The sequence below is a fragment of the Pseudomonas sp. genome, from assembly GCF_040514055.1.
In the GTDB taxonomy this organism is placed as follows: Bacteria; Pseudomonadota; Gammaproteobacteria; order Pseudomonadales; family Pseudomonadaceae; genus Aquipseudomonas.
Window position 1 is genome coordinate 60,122 of the sequence record NZ_JBEVDL010000023.1, and the last position, 21,179, is coordinate 81,300.

A 21,179-nucleotide genomic window follows, 5' to 3' on the forward strand; every position below is an offset into this window, starting at 1 on the left:
CCACTGTCACGCCCCCTCCCGCACAATCACATCCGCCGCCCGCTGCGGCATCGAATAGAGGTCGGCGCGGTCGGCGAAGGCCAGGCCATTGCGGGCCCAGCGTTGGCGGGATGCGGCATCCTCGAGCATCTCGGCCAAGTGGCGGTTCAAGGCCTCCTGTTCGAAGGGCGCGGGCAGTACCCGACCGGCGTCGGCTTCGGCGATATAGTGGGCATAGCCGCACACCGCGGTGACCAGCACCGGCAAGCCGGCGACCAGCGCCTCGAGCAAGACGGTACCGGTGTTTTCGTTGTAGGCCGGATGAATCAACAGATCGGCACCGAGCAGAAAACGCGGAATATCGCTGCGCCCCTTGAGGATCTGCACCTGCTCGGACAGGCCCAGGGCCTTGACCTGCAACAGGAAGGGCCGCGGTTCGTCCTGACCGATGACGATCAGTCGGGTGCGTTTTTTCAACGCCGGCGGCAACGCGGCCATGGCCCGCAGGCTGCGGTCCAGGCCCTTGGTCTTGAACCCCGAGCCGATCTGCACCAACAGCAGCTGATCGTCGTCCAGGCCGAATTCCTGGCGCAAGCCGGCGCGAACAAGTGGCGCATCGGCCGGCGCCCGGCGGTCGGCGGCGATACCCGGCGGCAGCAGGTGGAAGCGTTCGGCGGGGGTGCCGTAATGTTTGACGAACAGCGGCTGCTGCACCTCGGAAATCATCAGGATCTCGGTGCGCGATTCGGGGGCGAACACCGCCCGCTCGTAGTCGGCAAAATGCCGGTAGCGGCCCCAGCGCCGGTACAGGCCATTGCGCAGGGTCTGCGCCTTGTCCTCAAAACAACCGTCGGCGGCGTAGTAGACGTCCAGCCCCGGCATCTTGTTGAAACCCACCACCCGATCGACCGGACGTCGGGCCAGGTCGGCCTGCACCCAGGCGGTGAGTTTTTCGTTGCGCCTATGGTTGAACAGCGCCTTGACCGGCACCACCACCACCTCGAAACCGGCCGGCACCTCGCCCTCCCAGATCGGTGTGTAGACCCGCACCTGGTGACCACGGGCCTGGCACTCCAGGGCAATGCGCATAAAGTCGCGCTGCAGGCCGCCGAAGGGGAAATACTTGTACAAAATAAAGGCCAGTTGCATCACACGAGCACCTTGCTGAAAGAGGGCGCGATCAGGCGCGGCGCGAAGCGTGCACCGCGCCCGCCCCAGGGGCTGACCGCGCAAGGCCGGATGTCCCTGTGACCGAAGGGTACCGCGCCGCTCATGCGTTCACCTCGGTCTGCAACAGCCGGTCCAGCGCGCTCGCCACCGTGTCGGGCAGCAGGTCGTCGAAACAGGGCCGCTCGCGATCGCCGAGCCCGGCGTGCGGGCCGCTGGCGCACAGGTGCACCTGGCCGCGCCCGTAGGCGCCGACCCGCCCCGGCAGCGTCGGGCCGTACAGTGACAGCGTCGGCACATCCAGGGCGGCGGCCAGGTGACCCAGCCCGGTGTCCACCGCGACACAGGCCCGGGCCCCGGCGATCACCTTGGCCACCCCGGCCAGGTTTAGCCGCGGCAGCACCGCGGCATGCCGCAACCCGGCCACCAGGCGCTCGGCGCGGGCTTTTTCCAGGGCATTGCCCCAGGGCAGGCGGATCGCCCAGCCCAGGCCATCCAGGCGTTCCGCCAGCTGCCGCCAGTAGGGTTCGGGCCAGTGCTTGCTGGCCCAGGTGGTGCCATGCAGAAACACCAGATAGGGCGTCGGATGGGCGTCGGCCAATTGCCGACGGTCCAGGCCGTAGTCGCCCAGGCCGACGGGCAACGGATAACCCAGGGCCTGGGCGAACAATTGGCGGGTACGCTCCAGGGCGTGCTGCTGGCGAGGGACCCCGTACGTGTGGTCATAGAACCGGCACGCCAGCGGCTCGCGCGCCGAGGCGGAATCGAAACCGGCCACCGGCGCCTTGACGTAACGGGTCAGCCAGGCGCTTTTCAGCAGGCCCTGGGCGTCTATCACCAGGTCGTAGGGGCTGTCGCCGAGGCGCTGTTTGCAACGGCGCCACTCACCCGAGCGAAAGGTCTGCCACAGGTGCTTGCGCCAGCGGCGAATCGCCACCGGGATCACCTGGGCCACCGCCGGGTGCCAGGCCGGGATCTCGGCGAAGCCCTCTTCCACCACCCAGTCGAAACGGATACCGGGGATCGCCCGACTCGCATCGGTGAGCGCCGGCAGGCTGTGGATCACATCGCCCAGCGAGGAGGTCTTGACCAGCAAGACCCTCATGCGCCGACCTCGAGCGGATCACCCACCAGGCGCTGCAGCGCATCGAGCACGGCCACCGGCGGCAACTCGCGCAAGCAGTTGTAATGACCGAAGCGGCAGGTACGGTCGAAGCAGGGGCTGCAGTCCAGGCCCAGGCGCACGATCTCGACCTGCTCGGCCAACGGTGGGGTGAACTGCGGCGAGGTCGAGCCATAGACCGCCACCAGCGGCCGCTCCAGCGCCGCGGCCACATGCATCAGCCCGGAATCGTTTGCGACCACCGCGCGGGCGGCAGCCAGCAGGTCGATGGCCTCGGCCAGGCTGGTCTGCCCGGCCAGGTTGGCCACTTCCTCGCGCAAGCCGGGGATCAGCCGCAAGCGAATCTCCTCGCCAACCCCGTGGTCGTTCTTCGAGCCGAACAGCCAGACCTGCCAGCCGGCGCGGATCTTCGCCTCGGCCACCTTGGCGTAATGCTCGCTGGGCCAGCGCTTGGCTTCGCCGAACTCGGCGCCCGGACACAGGGCCAGCACCGGTCGGTCCAGGCTCAAACCGAAGCGCGCCAGCGCGCTGGCCTGGCTGGCCGGGTCGATCTGCAAATGCGGACGTGGATAAGGCTGAGGCAGGGTGGCGCCGGGCTCGAAGGCCAGCGCCATAAAACGCTCGATCATCAGTGGGTAACGGGCCTTGTCCAGCACGCGGATATCGTTGAGCAAGCCGTAGCGCAACTCGCCGCGCCAGCCGGTACGCTGCGGGATGCGCGCGAACATTGGCACCAGGGCCGACTTCAGCGAATTGGGCAGCAGGATCGCCTGATCGTAGCGGCCGAGCAGGGAGCGTCCGATCCGCCGGCGACCACTGAGATCAAGCACCCCGTGTCCCAGGGGAAAACTCAACGCCGCCCGCACCTCGGGCATGCGCTCGAGGATCGGCCGGCTCCACTCGGGCGCCAGCACGTCGATCGAACAGGCGGGATGGCGTTGTTTCAGACACTGAAACAGGGTCTGGGCCATCACCATGTCGCCGACCCAACTGGGCCCCACGATCAATATGTTCATCAGAGCAGCCTCAGGCCGCAAGCCCAACACGACCAGCCAAAGCCGCTCGAAGCGCTTGCAGCCTGCCGTGTGTGGCGTGCCGCTTATTTAACCAATGTACGCCACTCGGCACGTGCCGAGGTCTTTCCGGTAACCAGATCGAAGTAGGCGGTCTGCAGCTTTTCGGTCACCGGCCCACGGCTGCCGGCGCCGATCTGGCGACCGTCGACGTCGCGGATCGGCGTGACTTCGGCGGCGGTGCCGGTGAAAAACGCCTCGTCGGCGATATACACCTCGTCGCGGGTGATGCGTTTTTCGATCACCTCGATGCCCAGCTCGCGAGCCAGGCTCAGCACCGTGTGGCGGGTGATGCCGTTCAGGCAGGAGGTCACTTCCGGGGTGTAGAGCACACCGTTCTTGACCAGGAAAATATTCTCGCCCGAGCCCTCGGCCACATAGCCCTCGGTGTCCAGCAACATGGCCTCGTCGGCACCGCCGGCGATGGCTTCCTGCAACGCCAGCATCGAGTTGATGTAGTTGCCGTTGGCCTTGGCCCGGGTCATGGAGATGTTCACGTGGTGGCGGGTAAAGGAACTGGTGCGCACCTTGATCCCGCTCTTCAGGGCCTCTTCGCCCATATAGGCGCCCCAGCTCCAGGCGCCGACTATCACGTGCACCTTCAAGCCGGTGGCGCGCAGGCCCATGGCTTCGGAGCCATAGAACACCATGGGGCGGATATAGGCGCTGTCGAGGTTGTTCTCGCGCACCGCGATACGGGTTGCTTCGTTGATCTCGTCTTTGCTGAACGGAATCTTCATGCCCATGATATGGGCCGAATCGAACAGCCGGTCGGTGTGCGCCTGCAGACGGAAGATCGCGGTGCCCTGGGGCGTCTCATAGGCACGCACGCCTTCGAACACGCCCATTCCGTAGTGCAGGGTGTGGGTCAGCACATGGGTGGTGGCGTCGCGCCAAGGCACCAGCTTGCCGTCATACCAAATCACCCCATCACGATCGGCCATCGACATCGTTCAGCTCCTTAACCAGTTGTGCACGGCGCCCACTGGGCGCTCGGCCCGGGCAGTGGAGGCACACCCGCAGGTGCGCCGACTCGCGTCTTTCTCAACTCAATCCCAGCTCGGCCCAGATTCGCCGCACCTCGCGGCGCTCGGTCTGGAACTGCTCGGCACCGACGATACCCGGTTGCTTCTGCAAGGCCAGACGGTGGGCGGCGGCGCGGTAGGCCTTGTAGGCCTCCTGCAACAGGCTGGCCTCGGCGGCGGACATCAGCCCGACGCGTTCGAGGCCTTCCAGAATGCGGATATTATCGGTGTACTGGAGCAGCGACGGATGCTCGTGCGACCACGCCAGGGCCGCGTATTGCACCATAAATTCGATATCGACGATACCTCCGGCGTCCTGCTTGAGGTCGAACGGCTGCCCCGCCTCGAAGGCGTTCGCCGCGGTGCCGGCCAGCGTGGCGCGGCTCCCCAGGTTGTCGCGCATCTTCGCGCGCATGTCGCTGACCTCGGTACGCAGCTGCTGGACCTCCCGCGCCCGCCCGAGCACCTGGGCGCGCACCTGCTCGAACGCGGCCTGCACCCGCGGGCAGCCGACCAGCACCCGGGCGCGCACCAGGGCCTGGTGCTCCCAGGTCCAGGCCTCGCTCTCCTGATAGCGCTGAAAGGCCCCGAGCGAGCTGACCAGCAGCCCCGAGGCACCGGAGGGACGCAGGCGCATATCGACGTCGTACAGCTGGCCGGACGGGGTCTGGGCGGTCAGCAGGTGAATGATCCGCTGCCCCAGGCGGGTGAAGAACTGCGCACCATCGATGGGCTTGGCGCCGTCGGTTTCGGCCTGCGGGTCGCCGTCGTGGATAAACACCAGGTCCAGGTCCGAGCCAGGCCCCAGCTCCAGGCCGCCGACCTTGCCATAACCGACCACGATGAAATCGGGGTCGCACAGGCTGCCGTCGGCCCGCCGCGGCGTACCGCTGCGCGCCACGGTCTGCTGCCAAGCCAGGGCCAGGACCTGTTCGAGAATCGCCTCGGCCAGCCAGGTCAGGTAGTCGCTGACCTTCATCAGCGGCAGGCTACCCGCGATTTCCGACGCCGCCACCCGCAACCCATGGGCCAGCTTGAAATGCCGTAGCGCCTCCATTTGCTGCTCGAGGTCGTCCGTCGGAATGCGCATCAGCCGCTCACGCAACTCGGCGGCCAGCTCAGGCGCCTTGGGTGGGCTGAATAGCCGCCCTTCGTTGAGCAATTCGTCGAGCAACAGCGGAAAACGGGTGATCTGTTCGGCGACCCAGGGGCTGGCGACGAACAGCGTCAGCAGGCGCTGCAACGCCGAGGGGTTTTCACTCAGCAACACCAGATACGCGGAGCGCCGCGCCACCGCCTCCACCAAGGGCAACACGCGCTCCAGCACCAGGTCCGGATCATCGCGCTCGACCGCCTGGGCCAGCAGTCGCGGGATAAAGGCATCCAGGCGCTCGCGCCCGAGGCGCTGCATGGCCCGCACCTGATTGCCATTGCGCAGCCCGGCCAATCGCTGCCAGGCCGCCTCGGGCCGGGCAAAACCGGCCTCGCTCAACTGCCGGCAGCCCGCCTCCTCGTCCAGCGAGGCCTCCCACAACGGCAACCACTCGGCGCTGGGGCACAGTTCGGGGAGTACACCCTCCTCCTCGTCGGGATCGGCGATCACCTGGCGAAAATGCCAGTCGATACGACCACGCCAGGCCATCAGGCGCTCATGAAAAGCCGGCCAGCTTTCGAAGCCGAGCATAAAGGCCACCCGCGCGCGGTCCTCCTCGCCGTCGGGCAACATTTGCGTCTGACGGTCGTCGATGGCCTGCAGGGCGTGTTCGGTGTAGCGCAGAAAGGCGTAGCCGTCGCGCAACTCGGCAACCACTGCGGGTGGCAGGTAACCCTGGCCCTCGAGGGTGGTGAGCACCTTGAGCAACGGCCGCTGTTGCAGGCTCAGGTCACGGCCGCCATGGATCAGCTGGAAAGCCTGGGCGATAAATTCCACCTCACGAATACCGCCGGCACCGAGCTTGATGTTTTCCGCCATGCCTTTGCGCCGCACCTCCTGCTGGATCAGCAGTTTCATCGCGCGCAACGCCTCGATGGCGGAAAAATCCAGGTAACGCCGGTAGACGAACGGCCGCAACAGCTCCAGCAGTTGCGCGCCCGCGGCCTGATCGCCGGCCACCACCCGCGCCTTGATCATGGCGTAGCGTTCCCAATCGCGCCCCTGGTCCTGGTAGTACTGCTCCAGGGCGTTGAAGCTGAACACCAACGCGCCCGCCGAGCCATAGGGGCGCAAGCGCATGTCCACGCGAAATACGAAGCCGTCGACGGTGATGGCATCCAGCGCCTTGATCAGCCGCTGGCCCAGGCGAATGAAAAATTCCTGGTTATCCAACGGGCGCTTGACCCCCTGGGTGTCGCCGCCCTCGGGGTAGGCGAAGATCAGGTCGATGTCCGAGGACAGGTTCAGCTCGCCGGCCCCCAGCTTGCCCATGCCCAGCACCACCATGTGCTGGACCTCGCCGGTGCGGCGGCCGATCGGCGTGCCGAACTGGCCGCAATGGCGCGGGTAGAGCCAGGCATAGGCCTGGTCGATACAGGCGTCCGCCAGGTCGGAAAGATCGCGGCAGGTCTCTGCCAGGTCGGCTTGACGCGTCACGTCGCGCCAGATGATGCGCAGCTGCTGGCGGTTGCGCCAACGCCGCAACAGGGTGCCCAGTTGCGCCTCGTCGGCGCACTCGAGCAGCAACGCGGCCAGTTCGGCCTGCAGGGTGCCCGCCGGCAACGACGCCTCCAGTCGACCCGAATCAGCCAGCTCCAGCAGCATCGCCGGATCGCGCAGCCCCTGCTCGGCGACGAAATCACTGGCCGCGCAGACCCGCTCGAAGGCGGCCTGGCGCTCGGCCGGCCACGCCTGCAGCCGGGCCGGGGCATCGCCCGCGAGGGTGGCTACGGCAGCTTGGAACGGCACGCCGGCACGCTCGGCGAAACTGGCCAGAACAACCGGCAGGGTGACAAGCGGCGGCAGGCTCATGATCTATCCTGTGAACGGCGCACTGAGCCGCCGGGACAAAAGCCGGCGGTCGCGCGCTGTAGTTTTACTACTAGAGAATGTGTCGAGGGTGCTGAATCCATCGTCGATTTGTAGTAAAACTACACAAGGCCGGTGCCACCCCCGGTGAATCCAAGAATTTACGCTGCCCACGTACAACGTCGGCAACGATTCCCTGGCGACCGATTCTGGAAGCCTTTCCGCCCTGGAGCAAGCCATGCAAGACCTCGATCCCGTCGAAACCCAGGAATGGCTGGACGCCCTCGAGTCTGTCCTCGACCGTGAAGGCGAAGACCGCGCTCATTACCTGATGACCCGCATGGGCGAGCTGGCCACCCGCAGTGGTGCGCAGCTGCCCTATGCGATCACCACGCCGTATCGCAACACCATTCCGGTCACCCACGAAGCACGCATGCCTGGCGACCTGTTTATGGAACGCCGCATTCGCTCCCTGGTGCGTTGGAACGCCTTGGCCATGGTCATGCGCACCAACCTGCAAGACCCCGACCTGGGCGGTCATATTTCCAGCTTCGCCTCCTCGGCGACGCTCTACGACATTGGCTTCAACTACTTTTTCCAGGCCCCGACCGACGCCCACGGCGGCGACCTGATCTACTTCCAGGGCCATGCCTCGCCAGGCGTCTACGCCCGCGCCTTTATGGAAGGACGGATCAGCGAAGAGCAGCTGAACAACTTCCGCCAGGAAGTCGACGGCAAGGGCCTGTCGTCCTACCCGCACCCCTGGCTGATGCCGGACTTCTGGCAGTTCCCCACCGTCTCCATGGGCCTGGGGCCGATCCAGGCGATCTACCAGGCGCGCTTTATGAAGTACCTGGAGCACCGCGGGTTTATCCCGGAAGGCAAACAGAAGGTCTGGTGCTTCCTCGGCGACGGCGAGACCGACGAGCCGGAATCCCTGGGCGCCATCGCCCTGGCCGGACGCGAGAAACTCGATAACCTGATCTTCGTCGTCAACTGCAACCTGCAGCGCCTGGACGGCCCGGTGCGCGGTAACGGCAAGATCATCCAGGAACTGGAAGGCGTCTTCCGCGGCGCCGGCTGGAACGTCAACAAAGTGGTCTGGGGCCGTTTCTGGGACCCGCTGCTGGCCAAGGACACCGACGGCATCCTGCAACGCCGCATGGACGAAGTCATCGACGGCGAGTACCAGAACTACAAGGCCAAGGACGGCGCGTTCGTCCGCGAACACTTCTTCAACAGCCCGGAACTCAAGGCCATGGTCGCCGACCTGTCCGACGAGGAGATCTGGAAGCTCAACCGGGGTGGCCATGACCCCTACAAGGTCTATGCCGCCTACCACCAGGCCGTCAACCACAAGGACCAGCCGACCGTGGTCCTGGCCAAGACCATCAAGGGCTATGGCACCGGCGCCGGCGAAGCGAAGAACACCGCGCACAACACCAAGAAGGTCGATGTCGACAGCCTGAAGAAATTCCGCGACCGCTTCGACATTCCGGTCAAGGACGACCAGTTGGAGAACCTGCCGTTCTTCAAGCCCGAGGCCGACAGCGCCGAAGGCAAGTACCTGCTGAAGAAACGCGAAGCCCTGGGCGGTTTCGTGCCGCAGCGCCGCGCCAACAGCTTCAGCATCCCGACCCCGCCGCTGGAGACCCTCAAGGCCATCCTCGACGGCTCGGGCGACCGCGAGATTTCCACCACCATGGCCTTCGTGCGGATCCTCTCGCAGTTGGTCAAGGAGAAGGACATCGGCCCGCGTATCGTGCCGATCATCCCGGACGAAGCCCGTACCTTCGGCATGGAAGGCATGTTCCGCCAGCTGGGCATCTACTCCTCGGTCGGCCAGCTCTACGACCCGGTGGACAAGGACCAGGTGATGTTCTACCGCGAGGACAAGAAGGGCCAGATCCTCGAGGAAGGCATCAACGAGGCCGGCGCCATGTCGTCGTTTATCGCCGCCGGTACGTCCTACAGCAGCCACAACCAGCCGATGCTGCCGTTCTACATTTTCTACTCGATGTTCGGCTTCCAGCGCATCGGCGACCTGGCCTGGGCCGCCGGCGACAGCCGCACCCGCGGCTTCCTGATCGGCGGTACTGCCGGACGCACCACGCTCAACGGCGAAGGCCTGCAGCACGAGGACGGCCACAGCCATATCCTCGCCTCGACCATCCCCAACTGCCGCACCTTCGACCCGACCTATGGCTATGAGCTGGCGGTGATCATCCGCGAGGGCATGCGCCAGATGACCGAAGAGCAGCAGAACGTCTTCTACTACATCACCGTGATGAACGAGGCCTACACCCAGCCGGCGATGCCGGCCGGTGTCGAGACGGGCATCATCAAGGGCATGTACCTGCTCGAGGAAGACAAGAAGGACGCCGCCCACCACGTGCAGCTGCTCGGCTCGGGCACCATCCTGCGCGAAGTCCGCGAAGCGGCGAAGATCCTGCGCGAGGACTTCGGCGTCGGCGCCGACGTCTGGAGCGTCACCAGCTTCAACGAACTGCGTCGCGACGGCCTGGCCGTGGAGCGCAGCAACCGCCTGCACCCGGGCCAGAAGCCCAAGCGCAGCTACGTCGAGGAGTGCCTGGGTGGCCGCAAGGGCCCGGTTATCGCCTCCACCGACTACATGAAGCTGTTCGCCGACCAGATCCGCCAATGGGTGCCGGTCAAGGAATACAAGGTGCTGGGCACCGACGGTTTCGGCCGCAGCGACAGCCGCAAGAAGCTGCGCCACTTCTTCGAGGTCGACCGTCACTTCGTTGTCCTCGCGGCGCTCGAAGCCCTGGCCGACCGCGGCGATATCGAACCCAAGGTGGTGGCCGAGGCCATCGCCAAGTTCGGTATCAACCCGGAAAAACTCAACCCACTGGACTGCTGAGGAGACGCATTGTGAGTGAATTGATTCGCGTACCCGATATCGGCAGCGGCGAGGGCGAGGTCATCGAACTGATGGTCAAGGTCGGCGATCGCATCGAAGCCGACCAAAGCCTGCTGACCCTGGAGTCGGACAAGGCCAGCATGGAGATCCCCGCGCCCAAGGCCGGGGTGATCAAGAGCCTGAAAGTGAAACTGGGTGACCGCCTGAAGGAAGGCGACGAGTTGCTCGAGCTGGAAGTCGAGGGCGATGGCGCCGCGCCGGCCGCCGCCGAGGCCGCTCAAGCACCGGCGGCCCAAGCCGAGCCAGCCCCGGAAACCGTAACCGCGTCCGTTGCTGCCGCCCCCGCGGCGGCGGCCAGCGAAACCCTGCAGGACATCAAAGTCCCGGATATCGGCTCCGCGGGCAAGGCCAAGATCATCGAGCTGCTGGTCAAGGTCGGCGACCGGGTCGAAGCCGACCAGTCGCTGCTGGTGCTGGAGTCGGACAAGGCCAGCATGGAAATCCCTTCGCCGGCCGCCGGCGTGGTGGAAAGCCTGAGCGTCAAGCTGGACGACGAGGTGGGCACCGGCGATCCGATCCTGACCCTGCGGGTCACCGGCGCCGCGCCGGCCCCGGTCGCAGCGCCAACTGCGGCCGCCGCAGCCCCGACCGCCGCCGCATCAAGCAGCGCAACGCCGCCGAAACCGGCAGCCGCCGCCCCGGTCGCGGCTGAACCCGCAGCGCCGGCCAAGGACGGCGCCAAGGTCCATGCTGGCCCGGCCGTGCGCCTGCTGGCCCGGGAGTTCGGCGTCGAACTGCAGGCCCTGGCCGGCAGCGGCCCCAAGGGGCGCATCCTCAAGGAAGACGTGCAGGTTTACGTTCAAGCCATGCTGCAGAAAGCCAAGGCGGCCCCGGCCGGCGGCGCCAGCGGCGGTGCCGGCATTCCCCCAGTGCCGGAAGTCGACTTCAGCCGTTTCGGTGAAATCGAAGAAGTGCCGATGACTCGCCTGATGCAGGTCGGTGCCGCCAACCTGCACCGCAGCTGGCTCAACGTGCCCCACGTGACCCAGTTCGACAGCGCCGACATTACCGAGCTGGAAGCCTTCCGCATCGCCCAGAAGGCCGTGGCCGAAAAAGCCGGGGTCAAGCTGACCGTGCTGCCGCTGCTGCTCAAGGCCTGCGCCTTTCTGCTGCAGGAACTGCCGGACTTCAACAGCTCGCTGGCGCCCTCGGGCAAGGCGATCATCCGCAAGAAGTACGTCAATATCGGCTTCGCCGTCGATACCCCGGACGGCCTGCTGGTGCCGGTGATCAAGAACGTCGACCAGAAAAGCCTGCTGCAACTGGCGGCCGAAGCGGCCGAACTGGCGGAAAAAGCCCGTACCAAGAAACTCTCCGCAGATGCCATGCAGGGCGCCTGCTTCACCATTTCCAGCCTGGGGCATATCGGTGGCACTGGCTTCACGCCGATCGTCAATGCTCCGGAAGTGGCGATTCTCGGCGTGTCGAAAGCGACCATCCAGCCGGTCTGGGACGGCAAGGCGTTCCAGCCCAAGCTGATGCTGCCGCTGTCGCTGTCCTACGACCACCGGGTGATCAACGGTGCCGCCGCGGCGCGCTTCACCAAGCGCCTGAGCGACGTACTGGGGGATATCCGCACGCTGCTGCTGTAAGGACGGCGTTTCGCTGATAAAAAAACCCGCCTTCTGGCGGGTTTTTTTATCAGCAAGTCAACGCCAGGAACGCGGGCGGACGACCTCAGCGCAGGTTGTCGGCGATCGCGCGGATTTCCTCGCGGTGGCTGCCAATCAAGGTCAACTCGCCATTGTCGCCGATAAAGTCCAGCGGTGGCAGCAGCTTGCGGTAGGCCGACAGGGTCCGCAGCGGCGGCAGTTCAGTTTCCGGCTCCAGCCGCTTGATCGCATGGTACAGGCTCAGGTTGACCAGGTCGGTCAGCTCGATGGCGCGGCCATTGACCAGGGTCCAGTTGCCGGCATCGCGAATGACGTTGACGTACTCCTCGTCCACCGCCCATTTCTTCAGCAGGATGATACCCAGCGAGCTGCCGTATTCGCGGCACAGGCTGTGGTAGGCCGCCAGGGAAGGGATCACCGGCTCGTCCTTGAACGCCGACAGCACCGCCAGGGTGCCCACTTCGCTGAGCAGGCTGGCAAGCAGCGCGTGCTCCGGCTGGGTATGCCCGACCAGGCGCGCCAGGAACGCGCACAAACTGGCCTTGAGGATCAGTCGCTCCCAGGCCTGCATAAAGAGCTTTTTGTGCGCCGGGCTGTGCAAGGTGAACAAGCTCTTGATGCTGTGAATCATGGTGACCCGGTCGACCTGGGCCAGGCCCAGTACGCGCAAGACGTCGAGCAGGGTCTTAGGCGGGCGCCGATTGGTGCGCAAAAAGGAGCTGGAGGCGGTTTTCATCAGCAGGGCACTGAGCGCCGGATCCTTGCCGATCAAGGTCGCCAGGCGGGCCAGGTTCACTTCGTCAGCCGACAGCGCGCGACGGATATCCAGGGTCAGCATCGGCAGGCTGGGCAGCTGCTCCTCGCCGCACATCAACTGCGACACCACCCGCCGGTACAGCGAATAATCCGATTGCAACGCGCCCACAGTCACCTCCCAGCTCAGCCATACGCCACTTCAGGCAAAGATAGCGTATTGCCATCGCCGTACCGGCGACAATTTCGAGCCAGCCGCCCGACGGTCATCGGGCGAGGGCTCAAGGCACGGACAACTGTGGTCGCTCAGTTTTTTTGCAGGTTGCGAATCAGAAAGGACATGGCCTTGGCCAGTTCCGCCGCGCCCTTGTGGTCGCGCAGTATGCTCACCCAGGGGCTACCGTCGGCAGGGTTATGCAGCACGCAGCTGTTACCAACGGGCGGGCACTCGTAACGGATAAAGGGGTCTAGGCCGAATACCGAAAGCCGTTGGTTGCTGACCTTGCGCTCGTTACCCTGCTCCGCACGCAGCTCCTCGCGCACCAGCAACTCGCCTGGCTCACCCAGGGCCAGCTGGTAAGTGCGGTCCTGGCGCTGGGGCTGACCGACCTGGTAGCCAGCCTTCAAGGCGTAAGTCTTGAGCAGGTCGTTGCAATGGGCGAGCAGTGCCTGGCGCTCGTTCGCGGTCAGGTACAGGCTTTTCAGCTCGGCCAGATAACGGCCCTGTTCCTGGCCGTCCAAACCCGCGGGCGTTTCCGCCGCCAGGGCCGGCATCGCGGCGGTCAAGGCGCCAAACAGCACTGCCGCACTCAGTTGTCTTGTCAGTCTCAGCCGCATGATGCACCCTTGCCTAATGCCATAGTGAAGAGGGCCGACGCCCTAACCCGGTCAGCATACTGGAAGCGAGCCGCCCGATGAAAAGCTATCCCGATGCTGCCAGCCGTCCGGCGGCCGAGGTTGTGACGCAGTTGCCAGTGCCATCCCGGCTCGGCATGTTGCGCTACGAACGCCTGAACGAGGCCAGCTGGGCATTACTCTTTCTCGACCCCGGCTGCGAACAGCAGTTCGGCTTGCCGGCCAGCGAGCTGTGCGCCCTGATCGGCACGCCCTATGCCAGCCTGATGGAACCGGCGACACGCTACCCGCTGCACGACGCGATCCAGCAACAGCTTGGCGACGGCGGCGCGCACTACCAGGTGCGCTATACCCTGCACACGCCGCACGGCCCGCTGAGCCTGCTGGAAACGGGCGAGGCCTTCAAGCAACACGGCCGGCCGCTGTTGCGCGGTTACCTGCTGGTGCTCGACACCCCTCAGCCAGACAGCCAGGCGACCGCGGCCGTGCATGCGCAGAATGCGCAGCTCAAGACCTCGCTGGAGCTTTACCAGCACTCCCAGGCCGACTACCTGCAACACCTGATCCGCTCACGCGCCCAGCAAAGCCTGATCGTGCGCTTGGCCCGCCATCGTTATACCAGCAGCGACCCGCTGCAGGAGGCCGCCGAACTGATCACCCTGGCGGCCTGCGACACCTATCAGGTGGCCCGGGCCGGCATCTGGTACCTCCGCGATCAACAGTTGCAACCGGTGGCGCTGTACCGCTGCGACCTGAGCTGCCATGAGTGCCCCGAGGCTATCGACGTCAGCCGCTTCCCGCAGTATCAGGAAGCGCTGCACAGCGGCCGGGCCATCGACGCCCATGACGCGCAACTCGACCCCCGCACCCGCGAGCTGACCAGCGATTACCTGCAACCCATGGGCATCACCGGCATGCTCGACGCCAGCATCCGCGTCGGCGGCGAAGTCATTGGCGTGCTTTGCCTCGAACATATTGGCGCGCCCCGGGTGTGGCACAGCGACGAGATCGCCTTTGCCGGGGAGCTGGCCGACCAGTTCGCCCAGGTACTGGTCAACCAGCAACGCCGCAGCGCCACCAGCGCCCTGCACCTGTTCCAGCGGGCGGTCGAACAAAGCGCCAGTGCCTTTCTGCTGGTCGACCGCGACGGTCGGGTCGAGTACGTCAACCCGAGCTTCACCGCGATCACCCTGTACAGCGCCGACGAGGTCCAAGGCCGCCACCTGTCGGAGCTGCCGGCCCTGGAGAACCTCAGCCAGTTACTGTTCGACGCCCACTCCAGCCTGGTGGAGCACAACAGTTGGCAAGGTGAGTTCAAGAGCCGGCGCAAGAGCCTGGAGCCCTACTGGGGCCAGCTGTCGATCTCCAAAGTGCACGGCGAGGATGGCGAGCTGACCCACTACATCGGCATCTACGAGGACATCACCGCAAGCAAGAAGGCGCAGCAACGCATCGAGAAACTGGCGTACAGCGACAACCTCACCGGGCTGGGCAACCGCTATGCCTTTATCCGCAGCCTGGAGGAACGCTTCGCCCGTGACAGCGTCAGCCCGCTGGGGTTGTTGCTGGTGGATATCGACAATTTCAAGCGGATCAATGACAGCCTCGGCCACCAGACCGGCGACAAGCTGCTGATGTGCCTGTCCCGCCGGCTGCGCAACAGCCTGCGCCCTGGCGGTGTGCTGGCACGCTTTGCCAGCAATGAATTCGCCGTGTTGCTGGACAACACCGACCTGGAAGCCGCACAGGGCATCGCCGAGCAGGTGCTGCGCACCCTGGATAAACCGCTGTTCGTCGACAACCAGCTGATCAGCGTCACCGGCTCGGTCGGGCTGGCCTGCTCGCCCCTGCACGGCCAGGAACCGCAGACCCTGATGAAGCACGCGGGCCTGGCCCTGCACAAGGCCAAGGCCAACGGCAAACACCAGGTGCAGGTATTCACCGAGGCGCTGACCGCCGAAGCCAGCTACAAGCTGTTCGTCGAGAACAACCTGCGCCGGGCCTTGGCCCAGGACGAGCTGGAGGTCTACTACCAGCCCAAGCTTTGCCTGCGCAGCGGACGACTGCTGGGCGCCGAGGCCTTGCTGCGCTGGAACCACCCGGAAAAAGGCATGATCCGCCCCGACCAGTTTATTGCGGTCGCCGAGGAAACCGGACTGATCATCCCCATTGGCAAATGGGTAGCCCGCCAGGCTTGCCGCCTCAATCGGCAACTGCAGAGCCTGGGCCTGGGCCCGCAACAAGTGGCGATCAACCTCTCGCCCAAGCAATTCGCCGACCCGGACCTGGTGGGCTCGATCGCCGCCATCCTCCATGAAGAGCAGTTACCGCCCGGGCTGCTGGAGCTGGAGCTGACCGAGAGCCTGCTGCTGGAAGCTACCGAGGACACCCGGCATCAACTCAGCCGCTTGAAAAGCCTGGGCCTGACCCTGGCCATGGATGACTTCGGCACCGGCTACTCGTCACTCAGCTACCTGAAGAAATTCCCCATCGACGTGATCAAGATCGACCGCAGTTTTATCAAGGATATCCCCGACGACCAGGACGATATGGAAATCACCGCAGCGGTGATCGCCATGGCCCACAAGCTCAAGCTCAAGGTGGTGGCCGAAGGCATCGAGACCGCGGCGCAACTGGCCTTTTTACGCCGCCAGCACTGCGACGTGGGCCAAGGCTATCTGTTCGATCGCCCTATCGCCGGCCAGGAACTGATTGCCCGCCTGCGCCGCTATCCCGCTCGTCCGACGGACTGAACGCGTGAACGGGGCCCAGCACCTTCGTGACTCACAGCGCTGCCCCCCACCCGACTGCCCCCAGGCCATTCCAGCCGTACCAGTAGCGCCGAATCGGGTGTAACCTCTGGGCCATTCGCACGTCCATATCCCATATGCCCGACTTCCCGCTTCAGGAGATCCCCATGACCCTGCGCTCCGAAATCCTCGTCAACAAAGCCGAACTGCCCACCGCGGCCCAGGCCCTGCCGGGGCGTGATACGCCCATGCCGGTGCCGAGCGAACATTTCGTCAACGGCCATGCCCTGCAGGGGCCTTTTCCCGCCGGCCTGGAGCAGGCGGTGTTCGGCCTGGGGTGTTTCTGGGGTGCCGAGCGGCGCTTCTGGCAACAGCCGGGTGTATGGTCCACCGCGGTGGGCTATGCCGGCGGCCTGACCCCCAACCCCACCTATGAAGAAACCTGCTCCGGCCTGACCGGCCACACCGAAGTGGTGCTGGTGGTGTTCGATCCGGCGCTGACCAGTTATGCCGCGCTGCTCAAGGTCTTCTGGGAGTCCCATAACCCGACCCAGGGCATGCGCCAGGGCAACGACCAGGGCAGCCAGTACCGCTCGGCCCTGTACTGCACCTCGGCCGAGCAACTGGCCACGGCACAGGCCAGCGCCATGCAGTTCCAGGCCGAGCTGGACAAGTCCGGGTTTGCCGCCATCACCACCGAGATCGCCGAGGCGCCTGCCTTCTATTACGCCGAGGCCTACCACCAGCAATACCTGGCGAAGAATCCAGGCGGCTACTGTGGCCTGGGCGGCACCGGGGTCTGCCTGCCGGCCTGAGGTCGGTGAGTCACGGGTGGCCGGCGCGCGCATCGCGCCAGCCACAGGGTCCCTTGGCCATCACCCCAGCTAAACTGCCCTTCATATCCCTGCACCCACGAGCCCGGCATGCCCGAAACGCCCAGTTATATCAGCCCCGAGCAGCTCTGCGTCGGCCTCTATATCCAGCTCGAGCTGGGCTGGTGGGAACACTCCTTTGCCTTCGGCAACTTCAAGATCAAGGACGCGGCGCAGATCAAGGCGCTGCGTGAGCTGGGCCTGCAACGGCTGCGCTACGATCCGGCGCGCAGCGACTGCGAACCCCTGGCGCTGAGCCAGGAACCTAAGGACAGCGCGCCGCCGAGCGAGCCGCCCACGCCCAGCCCCGAGCAACTCAAGGCGCTCAAACGCGCGGAGAAATTGCGGGTGCTGCGCAAGCGAGTGGCCGAGGTCGACCGCAAGTTCGTCGAGACCAGCCAACGCGCCAAGGCCCTCAACCAGACCCTGCGCCAGCAGCCGGAGGAGTTGCTCAAGCAGGCCGGTGCCGTGGTCAGCGAGCTGGTCGACAGCGTCCTTGGCGAAGACGGCGCGGTGCTGCACAGCATCAATGGCAAGGCGTCGGACAACGCCTACTACCACCCGCTGAACGTCACCGTGCTGTCGTTGATGCTCGGCCGCCAGCTCGGCTACGACAGCGAGGCCTGTCACAGCCTGGGCCTGGGCGCGTTGCTGCACGACCTCGGCAAGCTGGAGATCCCCAGCAAGGTGCTGCTCAAGCCACCACCGCTGACCGGTCCCGAGCAAAAGCTGCTGCAACTGCACACGGTGTTCGGCCAGCGCCTGGGCCAGCAGCTGATGTTCGATGACGAGGTGCTGCGGATCATCTACGAGCACCACGAGTACTGCGACGGCAGCGGCTATCCACGGCAGCTGCACGAGGCGGCGATCGGTCGCCTGAGCCGGGTGGTCAGCATCACCAACCATTTCGACAACCTGTGCAACCCGCTCAACCCCCGTGACGGCCTCAGCCCCCACGAAGCCCTGTCGCGGATGTTCGCCCAGCAGCGCTCGCTCTTCGACGAGGTGGCGCTCAAGGCCTTTATCCGCTGCATGGGCATCTACCCGCCCGGCAGCCTGGTGCAACTGGAAGACCAGCGTTATGCCCTGGTGCTGGCCATGCACCCGACCCTGCCGACAAAACCCACCCTGATGCTCTACGACGCCCAGGTGCCCAAGGAAGAAGCGCTGATCCTCGACCTCGAGCAGGAGCCGACTCTGGCCATCGCCCGCAGCTTGCGCCCGGCGCAACTGCCTCCAGAGGAACGCGACTACCTCAATCCCCGCCAGCAGTTGTCCTACTACGTCGATCCGCGGCGCACAGGGCGTTAGAGTATTTTCACCAAACGCATGTGTGCCACCGTTTTGGCGGGTTACGCCACGCTTTCCAGGGTGTCGCCGGCCTGCACCACATAGCTGGTGGGGGTGCGCCCGGGAGTGTCGGCGGAAATCGGGTCGAAGGTGTCGCTGATCTTCGCCGGTATCACGCTGCCCACGCTGGCCAACTCCGCACCGCGGTAGTAGACGTGGTTCTGCGCCGTGCCATTGGCCTCGCGGCGAGTGGTCAGCTGGCCCTCGCGGTTGGCCCCCAACTGGCGGACAAATTACAGCCCCCCGTGCCCACCACCTGCAGCAGCTCACCACCGTCGCTGTAGCTAGAGGTGCTGCTGCCCGGCGCACCGCCCCGATTAAATGACCGATTAAATGACTACGACCCCTTTTGCTACATGACAGGAGGAATATATATTTTCCCGTCAGGATCTGAAACATGAACAAAGACCATATTTGGATCCATTGTTTCAGCCCCCTTTAATAGAAAACTAACAACCCACCCTTTTTTCTCTATGCCTACGGATAATTTTCGATCCCTGTAAAATGCGTCGACGGAGCTCTTTACAAATTCATAACCTCGTTTCTCCAGCTCAGTTATTGCTAACTCTTTTGCGTCACTTTCTGTTATCACAACAAGCTCTCCCAATCAATTGTGCCACACCGAAAAGCCTCTTCTAAATCTCTCATATATCTAACCGCACCCATTTTCTCTGGATAGGAAAATCTATGCCGACTCTCATAAGTCTTATTGAATACATGTACGCGATCCACGAACACCACCTATTAACCACTGGGTGTTTCGTTTAGCGAGGCAGGGTTGGCGTGCAGTTCCACGGCAGCAGCGCGTCGTAGTCCTCTACGCTGCTGGCCTGAGGCAGGCGTTTGAGGACGTGGCGCAGGTAGGCGTAGGGCTCCTGGCCGTTGGCCTTGGCGGTTTCCACCAGGCTGTAGAGCTGGGCGCTGGCGGTGGCGCCCCGAGGCGTGTCGCTGAACAGCCAGTTCTTGCGGCCGATAACGAAGGGCCGGATCGCACGTTCGACGGCGTTGTTGTCGATGGGTAAAAAGCCGGCTTCGACGTAACGTTCCAGGCGGCTCCAGTTGCTGGCCAGGTAGCCCAGCGCCTTGCCCAGGGCATTGTGCGCAGTGACCTGGGGCTGGGTTTTCTCCAGCCAGGCGCGCAGCTGCGTCAGCAGCCGCACGCTGTGCTGTTGTCGCCCGGCCTGCCGGACGTCGTCGCTGGCCGCCTTGAGCTCGCGCTCGATGCCGTAGAGCTTGTTGATCAGGCCCAGGGCGATGTCGGCACGCCCGGTTTTGCCCTTGGGCTGCACCTTTTGCGCGTCGATGAATTTACGCCGTGCATGGGCCCAGCAGGCCAGGCGTTCGACACCGTCCTGCGCGGCCACGGCGCTGTAACTGGCATAGTCGTCGGTCATCAGGTAGCCGCGGTAACCCTCGAGCAGGTGCAACGGCACGGCCTGCGCGCGACTGGATGCATAGTCGAAGAGGATCACCGGCTTATCCGGCGGCCCCCCCGTTTGCACCCACATCCAGGACGGGCTGCTGGGGTCTCGGTCCGGTTCTTTCAGGACCTGGACACGGGTTTCGTCGCAGTGGATCACGCGGCTGTCGAGCAACCGGTCGCGCAGCAGGTTGAGCAGCGGTTGCAGCTGCTCGCCGCACTGGATCACCCAGCGCGCCAGCGTCTGGCGGGACAGCGCGAGGCCGTGACGGCTGAGCACCTGTTCGAAGCGGTGCAGCGGGAGACCGTCGACGTATTTGGCGGTCAGCAGCGTGGCCAGCAGGCTGGGACTGGCCAGGCTTTTCTAGATCAGTTGCGCCGGCTTGTCGGCGGTCACCGGCGCGGCTTCGCAGCCCCGGCAGCCGTAGGTTTTACGGATATGGCGGATCACCCGGATCTGCATCGGCACGATCTCCAGCTGCTCGCTGGTGTCCTCGCCGATGACGTGTTTGCGGCACCCGCAGGCACAGGTCAGCTCATGCTCGGGCAGCTCGTGAAGAACCTCAATGCGCGGCAGTTCGGCCGGCAGCGGCCGGCGCTTGCCACGACGCGGGGTGGGCGCAACGACCTCTTCAGCCTCATCGGTCGCGACTTCCGGCGCCGCTTCGGCCAGGCTTTCCGCTTCGTTAAACATCGCCAGTTGTGGCGAGTCCGGATCGCTGCCCTGCTCGGATTTACGGCCGAACAGGCGCTGCAGCAACAGCGCGTTTTGTTCGCGCAGCGACTCGATTTGCCCGTCCTTGGCCGTGAGTGCCTTGTCCTTTTCCGACATCTGCGCGCTCGCCGCCAGCAGCAACTGCTTGAGCAGAATCGGGTCGTCAGGAAGGGGATCGGGCACGGCAATCATGCCGTGGATTATACCGAATCAGGCCACGAAGCGCGGACTCAACACCTGGTGCGGGCGGTTGCGCCAGAGGTCGAAACCGTCCAACAGCCAGTTCAGTTCTTGAACCGTCAGCACGATCGCATCCTCTTGATCCTCTGGCGCCGTCTTGAAGCGCTCGGCGTCCAGGCGCTTGAGCCACAAGCAAAAACCGTTGCGCTCCCAATACAAGATTTTCACCCGGTTGCGGGCGCGGTTGAGGAAGACGAACGAGCGAAAGGGGTCGGAGTCTGAGTGATCCCCACAAAAACTCGCGACCGCTCAAACGCTTGGGCTTGAAGACGTCTGCATGGGCGAGCACCTTGGTTGTCGCCAAACACACCAAGCTCCCGTGATCCCCATGCAGACCG

General features: G+C 64.9%; 13 protein-coding genes and 2 pseudogenes. 5 read left to right on the forward strand and 10 right to left on the reverse strand.

What is annotated here, in order from left to right; all coding sequences use genetic code 11:
- Positions 1-6: 6 nt before the first annotated feature.
- The 5 genes from ABWY06_RS05940 to glnE all read right to left on the reverse strand — a co-directional run bounded on the left by ABWY06_RS05940 (position 7) and on the right by glnE (position 7,332).
- Positions 7-1,128: a glycosyltransferase family 4 protein gene (locus ABWY06_RS05940; protein ID WP_353924639.1), complete on the reverse strand. Its 1,122-nt coding sequence runs from the start codon at positions 1,126-1,128 to the stop codon at positions 7-9.
- Between the two features lie 121 nt (positions 1,129-1,249).
- Positions 1,250-2,251 carry a lipopolysaccharide heptosyltransferase I gene (gene waaC, locus ABWY06_RS05945; protein WP_353924640.1) on the reverse strand — a complete coding sequence of 334 codons (1,002 nt, stop codon included), beginning with the start codon at positions 2,249-2,251 and terminating at the stop codon, positions 1,250-1,252.
- Positions 2,248-3,285, reverse strand: coding sequence for a lipopolysaccharide heptosyltransferase II (waaF, locus tag ABWY06_RS05950; RefSeq protein ID WP_353924641.1), 1,038 nt, complete (start codon positions 3,283-3,285; stop codon positions 2,248-2,250). Before waaF ends, waaC begins: the two co-directional genes overlap by 4 nt.
- Before the next feature lie 83 nt (positions 3,286-3,368).
- Positions 3,369-4,292 carry a branched-chain amino acid transaminase gene (locus tag ABWY06_RS05955; RefSeq protein ID WP_353924642.1) on the reverse strand — a complete coding sequence of 308 codons (924 nt, stop codon included), beginning with the start codon at positions 4,290-4,292 and terminating at the stop codon, positions 3,369-3,371.
- A gap of 94 nt (positions 4,293-4,386) precedes the next feature.
- Positions 4,387-7,332, reverse strand: a complete 2,946-nt coding sequence (gene glnE, locus ABWY06_RS05960; RefSeq protein ID WP_353924643.1) for a bifunctional [glutamate--ammonia ligase]-adenylyl-L-tyrosine phosphorylase/[glutamate--ammonia-ligase] adenylyltransferase — start codon at positions 7,330-7,332, stop codon at positions 4,387-4,389.
- Positions 7,333-7,567: 235 nt separating this feature from the next.
- On the opposite strand from glnE, the gene aceE reads away from it, so the two are divergent.
- Both aceE and aceF read left to right on the forward strand, forming a co-directional pair.
- Positions 7,568-10,213, forward strand: coding sequence for a pyruvate dehydrogenase (acetyl-transferring), homodimeric type (gene aceE / locus ABWY06_RS05965; protein WP_353924644.1), 2,646 nt, complete (start codon positions 7,568-7,570; stop codon positions 10,211-10,213).
- An 11-nt stretch (positions 10,214-10,224) separates the two neighbouring features.
- Positions 10,225-11,865, forward strand: coding sequence for a dihydrolipoyllysine-residue acetyltransferase (gene aceF, locus ABWY06_RS05970; RefSeq protein ID WP_353924645.1), 1,641 nt, complete (start codon positions 10,225-10,227; stop codon positions 11,863-11,865).
- Positions 11,866-11,950: 85 nt separating this feature from the next.
- Here aceF and ABWY06_RS05975 read toward each other — a convergent pair whose 3' ends face one another.
- Both ABWY06_RS05975 and ABWY06_RS05980 read right to left on the reverse strand, forming a co-directional pair.
- Positions 11,951-12,811, reverse strand: coding sequence for an HDOD domain-containing protein (locus tag ABWY06_RS05975; RefSeq protein WP_353924646.1), 861 nt, complete (start codon positions 12,809-12,811; stop codon positions 11,951-11,953).
- A gap of 134 nt (positions 12,812-12,945) precedes the next feature.
- The gene (locus tag ABWY06_RS05980) at positions 12,946-13,476 is read right to left on the reverse strand and encodes a hypothetical protein (RefSeq protein WP_353924647.1); all 531 of its coding nucleotides are present in this window, start codon (positions 13,474-13,476) and stop codon (positions 12,946-12,948) included.
- Between the two features lie 77 nt (positions 13,477-13,553).
- Here ABWY06_RS05980 and ABWY06_RS05985 point away from each other — a divergent pair, with 77 nt between their 5' ends.
- From ABWY06_RS05985 to ABWY06_RS05995, 3 genes are all read left to right on the forward strand, one after another.
- Complete coding sequence (locus ABWY06_RS05985) at positions 13,554-16,247, forward strand: putative bifunctional diguanylate cyclase/phosphodiesterase (RefSeq protein WP_353924648.1); 2,694 nt, start codon at positions 13,554-13,556, stop codon at positions 16,245-16,247.
- 164 nt (positions 16,248-16,411) lie between these two features.
- Positions 16,412-17,059: a peptide-methionine (S)-S-oxide reductase MsrA gene (msrA, locus tag ABWY06_RS05990; RefSeq protein WP_353924649.1), complete on the forward strand. Its 648-nt coding sequence runs from the start codon at positions 16,412-16,414 to the stop codon at positions 17,057-17,059.
- Between the two features lie 108 nt (positions 17,060-17,167).
- Positions 17,168-18,427, forward strand: coding sequence for an HD-GYP domain-containing protein (locus tag ABWY06_RS05995; RefSeq protein ID WP_353924650.1), 1,260 nt, complete (start codon positions 17,168-17,170; stop codon positions 18,425-18,427).
- A 41-nt stretch (positions 18,428-18,468) separates the two neighbouring features.
- On the opposite strand, the gene ABWY06_RS06000 is transcribed toward ABWY06_RS05995, so the two are convergent.
- The 3 genes and pseudogenes from ABWY06_RS06000 to tnpB all read right to left on the reverse strand — a co-directional run.
- A complete protein-coding gene (locus tag ABWY06_RS06000; RefSeq protein ID WP_353924651.1) occupies positions 18,469-18,687 on the reverse strand; it encodes a hypothetical protein in 219 nt (72 codons plus the stop codon).
- A 543-nt stretch (positions 18,688-19,230) separates the two neighbouring features.
- Positions 19,231-20,793 (reverse strand): annotated as a pseudogene (gene tnpC, locus ABWY06_RS06005) (IS66 family transposase).
- Between the two features lie 18 nt (positions 20,794-20,811).
- Positions 20,812-21,033: pseudogene (tnpB, locus tag ABWY06_RS06010) on the reverse strand (IS66 family insertion sequence element accessory protein TnpB); the annotation flags it as partial.
- Between the last annotated feature and the right edge of the window lie 146 nt (positions 21,034-21,179).

Excerpts from the sequence above, each read along its gene's own strand:
- ABWY06_RS05940 (WP_353924639.1), bottom strand. The coding sequence starts at position 1,128 with ATGCAACTGGCCTTTATTTTGTACAAGTATTTCCCCTTCGGCGGCCTG.
- waaC (WP_353924640.1), bottom strand. The coding sequence starts at position 2,251 with ATGAGGGTCTTGCTGGTCAAGACCTCCTCGCTGGGCGATGTGATCCAC.
- waaF (WP_353924641.1), bottom strand. The coding sequence starts at position 3,285 with ATGAACATATTGATCGTGGGGCCCAGTTGGGTCGGCGACATGGTGATG.
- ABWY06_RS05955 (WP_353924642.1), bottom strand. The coding sequence starts at position 4,292 with ATGTCGATGGCCGATCGTGATGGGGTGATTTGGTATGACGGCAAGCTG.
- glnE (WP_353924643.1), bottom strand. The coding sequence starts at position 7,332 with ATGAGCCTGCCGCCGCTTGTCACCCTGCCGGTTGTTCTGGCCAGTTTC.
- aceE (WP_353924644.1), top strand. The coding sequence starts at position 7,568 with ATGCAAGACCTCGATCCCGTCGAAACCCAGGAATGGCTGGACGCCCTC.
- ABWY06_RS05980 (WP_353924647.1), bottom strand. The coding sequence starts at position 13,476 with ATGCGGCTGAGACTGACAAGACAACTGAGTGCGGCAGTGCTGTTTGGC.
- ABWY06_RS05985 (WP_353924648.1), top strand. The coding sequence starts at position 13,554 with ATGAAAAGCTATCCCGATGCTGCCAGCCGTCCGGCGGCCGAGGTTGTG.
- msrA (WP_353924649.1), top strand. The coding sequence starts at position 16,412 with ATGACCCTGCGCTCCGAAATCCTCGTCAACAAAGCCGAACTGCCCACC.
- ABWY06_RS05995 (WP_353924650.1), top strand. The coding sequence starts at position 17,168 with ATGCCCGAAACGCCCAGTTATATCAGCCCCGAGCAGCTCTGCGTCGGC.